The 6,446-nt window shown below is 46.0% G+C and carries 6 protein-coding genes; 5 read left to right on the top strand and 1 reads right to left on the bottom strand.

The features are described 5' to 3' along the window. The 3 genes from IH879_17445 to IH879_17435 all read left to right on the top strand — a co-directional run. The coding region (locus IH879_17445; GenBank protein MCH7676708.1) for a purine/pyrimidine permease at nucleotides 1-587 on the top strand (587 nt) is incomplete at its 5' end. A 94-nt stretch (nucleotides 588-681) separates the two neighbouring features. Next, nucleotides 682-1,164 (top strand): ester cyclase, encoded by a 483-nt coding sequence (locus IH879_17440; GenBank protein MCH7676707.1) that lies wholly within the window; start codon nucleotides 682-684, stop codon nucleotides 1,162-1,164. Between the two features lie 341 nt (nucleotides 1,165-1,505). Then, the gene (locus IH879_17435) at nucleotides 1,506-2,303 is read left to right on the top strand and encodes a BtpA/SgcQ family protein (GenBank protein ID MCH7676706.1); all 798 of its coding nucleotides are present in this window, start codon (nucleotides 1,506-1,508) and stop codon (nucleotides 2,301-2,303) included. Nucleotides 2,304-2,354: 51 nt separating this feature from the next. Here the strand turns inward: IH879_17435 and IH879_17430 are convergent, their stop codons facing one another. Next, nucleotides 2,355-2,702, bottom strand: a complete 348-nt coding sequence (locus IH879_17430; protein MCH7676705.1) for a hypothetical protein — start codon at nucleotides 2,700-2,702, stop codon at nucleotides 2,355-2,357. Nucleotides 2,703-3,245: 543 nt separating this feature from the next. Here IH879_17430 and IH879_17425 point away from each other — a divergent pair. Together IH879_17425 and IH879_17420 are read left to right on the top strand one after the other, a co-directional pair. Next, a complete protein-coding gene (locus tag IH879_17425; GenBank protein ID MCH7676704.1) occupies nucleotides 3,246-5,189 on the top strand; it encodes a M61 family metallopeptidase in 1,944 nt (647 codons plus the stop codon). 453 nt (nucleotides 5,190-5,642) lie between these two features. Beyond that, a partial coding sequence (locus tag IH879_17420; GenBank protein MCH7676703.1) for an NAD(P)(+) transhydrogenase (Re/Si-specific) subunit alpha occupies nucleotides 5,643-6,446 on the top strand: 804 nt, incomplete at its 3' end.

The raw sequence follows: 6,446 nt of genomic DNA, 5'->3' as shown, positions 1-6,446 counted from the left end.
TCAACCTGGCGCCGATACTCACCATGAGTTTTATTTATGTCGTGAGCGCTTTAGAAACCATGGGCGATATTGCCGGAACGACCGCGGCTGTCAATAGAAATCCAACAAGCCGGGAAATGAAGGGCGGCCTGGTTGCGGACGGCCTCATGAGCGCTTTGGCGGCGCTGTTCAGCGCTTTCCCGAATACATCTTATTCGCAAAACGTCGGCTTGGTGAATTTCACCGGTGTGGTCAGCCGGCATGTGACAGCAATCGGCGGCGGCTTTCTGGTTTTGCTCGGGTTGATTCCAAAAGTGGGTGTCCTGGTTGCAACCATCCCGGCCCCGGTGATCGGCGGCGGCGCTTTGATTATGTTTGCCATGATTTTTACCAGCGGCATGGCGATTATTCACCGCAATGTTGACCTGAACAAACGCAGCATGATCATCATCGCCGCTTCAGTCGCGCTCGGTTTGGGCGTCGAATACCGGCCGGAAGTACTGCAGCATTTTCCACAGGCAGTCAAATCTTTGTTAAGTCAAGGACTGGTGGTCGGCGGATTGACCGGGTTCATTCTGAACTTAATTTTTCCGGAGAAATCAAATTAAATCAAAACTTGTTTTTTTACTTGCTTTTTTCAAGACGGTATGACTATATTTTTTAGTAATTTACTTATTCATTTAACAGAAAGAGGAGGAAACGATGAAAAAAATATTCATTTTTCTTTTAGGGGCTTTATTTGCCTTTAGCGCCTGCGCCCAAATGGACAAAACTGCTGAAACGAACGCAGCCCTGGCAGATCGTTTTGCAGCCGAAGCCTGGAATAATGGCAACCTGGATCTGATAGACGAAATGATCGCTGCTGACTTCGTTCGTCACTTGCCCAATAGTTGGCACACACCGAAAATTGAGGGCGCCGTAGCGTTCAAGGAGTACATGACAAATATTCGTACGATTTACCCCGATTTCCATGTTCAGGTTCACAAAAGAATCGCTGAGGGTGACATGGTTGCATCCTCCTGGACCGTAACCGGTACGAATAAAGATCTCGATAAGATGATTTCCGTCAGGGGTATGAGCATGACCCGGTATGCCGATGGCAAAGCAGCTGAGGAATGGGTCACCTGGGACACAGCGGATATGCAGGACCAGCTAGCAGCAGCTGAAGAAACAACCATGAAGTAGAAAGGAAGCAAGCAGCAATCTATTGGATTAAAAGGAGCTCGACGGCTAAAAAGCAATTGAGCTCCTTTTTTAATTTTAACCCGTTGTGGTATTTTATTTACTGTTCCACTCAAAAGTCATTTCCCACCGAATCACGCCGAAGTCGCCGAGGGTCACCGAAAGTATTATATTTTAGTCTTCTTGAAAATGACTACAAAATGCACATACAGTCCTAAAATCATAACTACTAATTCGGTGAATTTCGGTGCGTTCGGCGCATTTCGGTGGAAATAATTTTTTCACTGGTCATTCGTATTAATACTCGATACTAACTAAACAACAAGTTAATTTTTAGCAGAAAAATGAAATTCAAAGATATATTCAAAACTCCCAAACCGATTATCGCCTGCGTTCATCTGATGCCTCTCCCGGGTTCGCCGCGCTATTCGGGAAAAATAGCTGAAATCTACGACACCGCCCTTTCTGAGGTAGAAATTTTTAAGCGCTATCCGATAGATGGACTCATTGTTGAAAATTTCCGGGACATACCATTTTATCCGAATAAACTGCCCACAGAAACTATTGCTGCAATGGCTGCCGTAACTCGTGAAATCGTAAATGTGGTTGAGATTCCGGTTGGAGTGAACGCGTTGCGGAATGATGCCCAGTCAGCGCTTGCCGTTGCCACCGCAACTGAAGCCGACTTCATCAGGGTGAATGTGCACATGGACGCTGTGGTCTCGGACCAGGGAATTATCGAAGGGGCTGCTCATAAAACGTTGCGGTTGCGGGCTAGTCTCAGATCGAATGTGCTCATCTTCGCCGATGTGGGCGTCAAACATTCAGCTCCCTTGGGCAACCGCGGGCTGGCCGCTAAAACCAGGGACTTAACCGAGCGCGGCCAGGCGGATGCTATTATCGTTTCCGGTGAATCAACCGGTTCAGAAACCCAAACCGAAGACATCGATATCGTGCGGCAAAACACAAGCCTGCCAATTCTAATCGGCAGCGGCGTGACTCCCGAAAATCTTGCTAAAGTTTATTCTAAAGTGGACGGATTGATTGTCGGCAGCACGTTCAAGAAAGATGGTAAAGCTGATAATTTTGTAGAAGAGTCGAGAGTAAAAGCTTTTTCGGATAAGATAGTTAAAGTGAAGTAAAGAAGGGAGGAGTGTTTTTCTAAGCCCCGGGTTCAGCCGTAGCCGATAAAACTAATTCTGCAAGCCGGAGGGAAATACGGAAAACTTTTTAATGGGGGAAGTTACAAGTCGGTTGCTAAATTCAAGGCAGAGTCCGCAGGCCGCGATAATATCCATTTTAATGATACTGCTGCCCCAGGTGCACCCCGCAATTCTAATCTTGTGCGGTGCAAGCCCTTGTTGTTCAAACCACCCGCCGGACACCAGGTAAAATCCCTTGTCGAGAACGCGGATTGAATAAACCGAATTTTGGGTAGAGATAACGACCAGATCACCGAAATGCACCTCGTCCTTGCGCACCTGCTTTAATTCAGATGTCCTTTCGATAATTTTGTCGAGACTTTGGCCGTGTTTCTTCATAAGATCATATATCGGTACATTTCAAACATCTTTTAATTATATTACGTCGCAAAGATCTTAATTGTTCAAACCGGGTTTCAGGAACACATCATTCCCATTGTTAAAAGATTTTTTCAGATAATGCTGGGGTTTAAATCAAAAGATGCTACAGGTAAAGTTACGAGTTGTATTTTAGAATGTCAACATAAAAGTTGATTTGATGTTTGATAATTCATAGATTAATGTTTTAATTAATGATTGACCGAAAACTCCAAATTTGCTAGTCCGAAGGGGTCTCGCCGAGGATTTCTAAGCACTGAGCTGCATGCAGAAATCGTTTGGCGGGACGCCTCACCCTAGTTTCGGTCATCACAATTAAAACTTTTCACCTTCAATTGAATTTATGACGTTGGTGCACAAAGGCCATGTTTTTGATTTTGGACAATCTTAAGTTCAATATTAACAACTAGGATTCTTTGAAAACTACCTTATGGCACCTACGTCATTTATTCTTTCCAAAGCAAGCCGAAACCTTTAAACTTTAATTCTTTGAGGAGAAACAATATGAAATGGTTTTGCTGGATCTTTTTATTCGCAATTTCAGCAGGGAGCTACGCCCAAAGCCCCGTGAAATATCATATTTCATTTGACAATGCTGACCACCACGAAGCCGAGATTTCGGTAATTTTTCCCGACGTGACTTCCTCACCATTGGAGATTAGAATGAGCCGCACTTCACCAGGCCGCTATTCTTTGCATGAGTTTGCTAAAAATGTCTACAATGTAAAGGCCGTGGACAGCCAGGATAAAGAATTGCAAATTAATCGCCCGAATCCGCATCAGTGGAACGTATTCGGCCATGACGGTACCGTTAAAATCAGTTACACTATATTTGGCGATCGCTGTGATGGAACCTATCTGGCTGTGGATAATACCCATGCTCACATCAACATGCCGGCGACCTTTATGTGGGCCCGAGGACTTGAGAAACGGCCCATTGAAATCACATTTAGTAAACCGAAGCCCGACTGGCAGATCGCCACCCAACTGGCGCCTACCAAAAAGCCGGAGATTTTTACCGCCCCCAATTTAGATTACTTTATGGATAGCCCAACCGAAATTAGCGACTTTCAATTGCGCCAGTGGTCTTTAGGTGCCAATGGGGTCGCTGGAGAGATTCGGCTGGCCCTGCATCATGATGGAAGCGATGCAGAGGTGGATTCGTTTGCTGAAATGTGTAAAGCCGTGGTCGAAGAGCAGGTAGCTATTTTCGGTGAAGCGCCTGCGTTCGACAACTCAACTTATACTTTCATCGCTGATTATTTACCGCATATTAGTGGCGATGGTATGGAGCACCGCAATTCCACTATCTTAACCAGCACCCGGTCTTTAGATAAACACGCTGTTAGAAACTTAGGTACGGTTTCCCATGAGTTTTTTCACGCCTGGAATGTTGAACGAATTCGCCCGAGTTCCCTGGAACCATTTGACTTCGAAAAGGCGAATATGTCCGGTGAGCTTTGGTTCGCAGAAGGGTTTACCAGTTACTACGATGCTTTGGTTTTAAAACGCGCGAAACTTATTAGTATCGACCGTTTTTCGAAAAACTTGTCAGGCCAATTAAACACAGTTTTAAATGGCCGTGGCCGCCGCTATTTTAGTGCGGTTGAAATGAGCATGCAGGCTCCCTTCGTGGATCGGGCGCTCTCAAATGATCCGAGAAATTTTTCAAATACCTTTATCTCTTATTATCCTTACGGCGCCGCAATTGGCCTTGGCCTTGATCTGACCTTGAGGAACAATTTCACGGGCGTCACATTGGATAATTTTATGCGGGCGGTTTGGGACAGACACGGCAAGACAGAGGTTCCTTATACAAATGGAGATTTGCGCGACATCCTTGGTGAAGTGACAGGGGATGTTGGTTTCGCAAGTCAGTTTTTCGAAAATTATATTCAGGGTCATGAGCTGGTGAATTATGAAGAATTACTGGCCCAGGCCGGTTTACTTCTGCGCCGTGCTAAGGAAGACGAAGCGTGGATGGGTCCGTTGAGATTTGAATTTGAAGAAGATAAGGCGATTGTTGAAAGATCGACTCTTATCGGTAGCCCGCTTTATCAGGCGGGTCTCGACCACGGAGATCATGTTATTGGCTTTGATGGGCAAGCTCCCGGAAGTAAGGAGGATTTTGAAGATATTCTGAAAAAGCATAAACCCGGCGACAAAGTTGAAATTGAGTTCGAAAAAAATGGAATTATAAAAAAGGTGGAATTGATTTTTCAAACCAATCCTGAGTTTGAAGTTGTTCCTTATGAACAGGCAGGGACAACTTTAACGAAGGAGATGCTGGAGTTTCGTCAGAACTGGCTTGGCAGCAGGATCGGCATAAAAGCAAATAATTTAAAACGTTACTGTCCTCAATGCAGTCGAGCTTTTCCCTTTGAAAACGAATTTTGCCCCTTCGATGGCGAAGAGTTGAAGATTACGCGGAAGGAGGGGAATAAATAGCTCAAGCAGGCGTCCCCGCCAAGAATTATCTACGGCTGATATCAAGAAATTGGAAAAAAACATTAGTAATATGAATGACCAGTTAGTTTAATTATATTTAAAATCGGTTAATCGGATAGTCGCGACAGTATAATTTTCCCACCGAATCACGCCGAAGTCGCCGAGGGTCACCGAAAGTATGATATTTTAGTATTCTTGAAAATGAAACTATAAAATGTGCATCAGTCCTAAAGTCATATCTATTAATTCGGTGAATTTCGGTGCATTCGGCGCATTTCGGTGGTAATATTTTTTCCAACTCGTCATTCATATTAGTAGCAGTTCCTGTTTGTCGAGACTTAAAATGAACATTTTTCCTTGACTTTTACTTTCCTTGATATTTTATTAAAAAATTGTTATTCACCTAAACAATTATCCTTCATTCCGGCATGTACCCTACACTTAAAGGTTCATATGATCGTCGGAGTACCCCAAGAATCCCATCCAAATGAGCGGCGAGTCGCTTTAGTACCCTCATTTGTCTCTACCCTGGTCAAAGCAGGTCTCGAAGTTCTGGTACAAAAGGGAGCGGGTGAGAAGGCCGGGTTCCAGGATTCCGCCTACCAGGAAAAAGGGGCAGGTCTCGCAGGGGATCAAAAACAACTGTACGCTTCGGCCGAGGTGGTTCTCAAAGTGCAGGGTATGGATACCAACTCCGATCTAAAACTGCTTCGCTCCGGCCAAATCGTGCTGGGTCTGTTGAACCCCCTGGGAGCTCCCAAAGCCGCCCAGGACCTGGCAGCAACAGGAGTCACATCCTTCGCCCTGGAGCTGCTGCCGCGTATTACCCGCGCCCAGCCCATGGATGTCTTGAGCTCAATGGCCACCATAGCGGGCTACAAGGCTGTTCTCCTGGCCGCCTCTGCACTTAACAAGATTTACCCGATGATGATTACCGCCGCCGGCACCATCACACCTGCCAAGGTCTTCGTAGTGGGAGCGGGGGTCGCAGGACTCCAGGCCATTGCCACCGCCCGGCGCCTGGGTGCAGCCGTGCAGGCTTACGATGTGCGACCGGCGGTTAAAGAGCAGGTCGAAAGCCTGGAGGCAAAGTTCGTGGAACTCGAACTTGAAACCGAGGAGGCTGAGACCTCCGGTGGCTACGCCAAAGCCATGGGCGAAGAATTCTATAAACGCCAGCGCGAAATGATGACCAAAGTGGTTGCAGATAGTGATGTGGTTATTACCACGGCTGCTATCCCCGGCAAAAAATCACCC

Source organism: candidate division KSB1 bacterium, assembly GCA_022562085.1.
Taxonomy (GTDB): domain Bacteria; phylum Zhuqueibacterota; class Zhuqueibacteria; order Oceanimicrobiales; family Oceanimicrobiaceae; genus Oceanimicrobium.
This window is presented reverse-complemented; position numbering and strand designations above follow the sequence as displayed.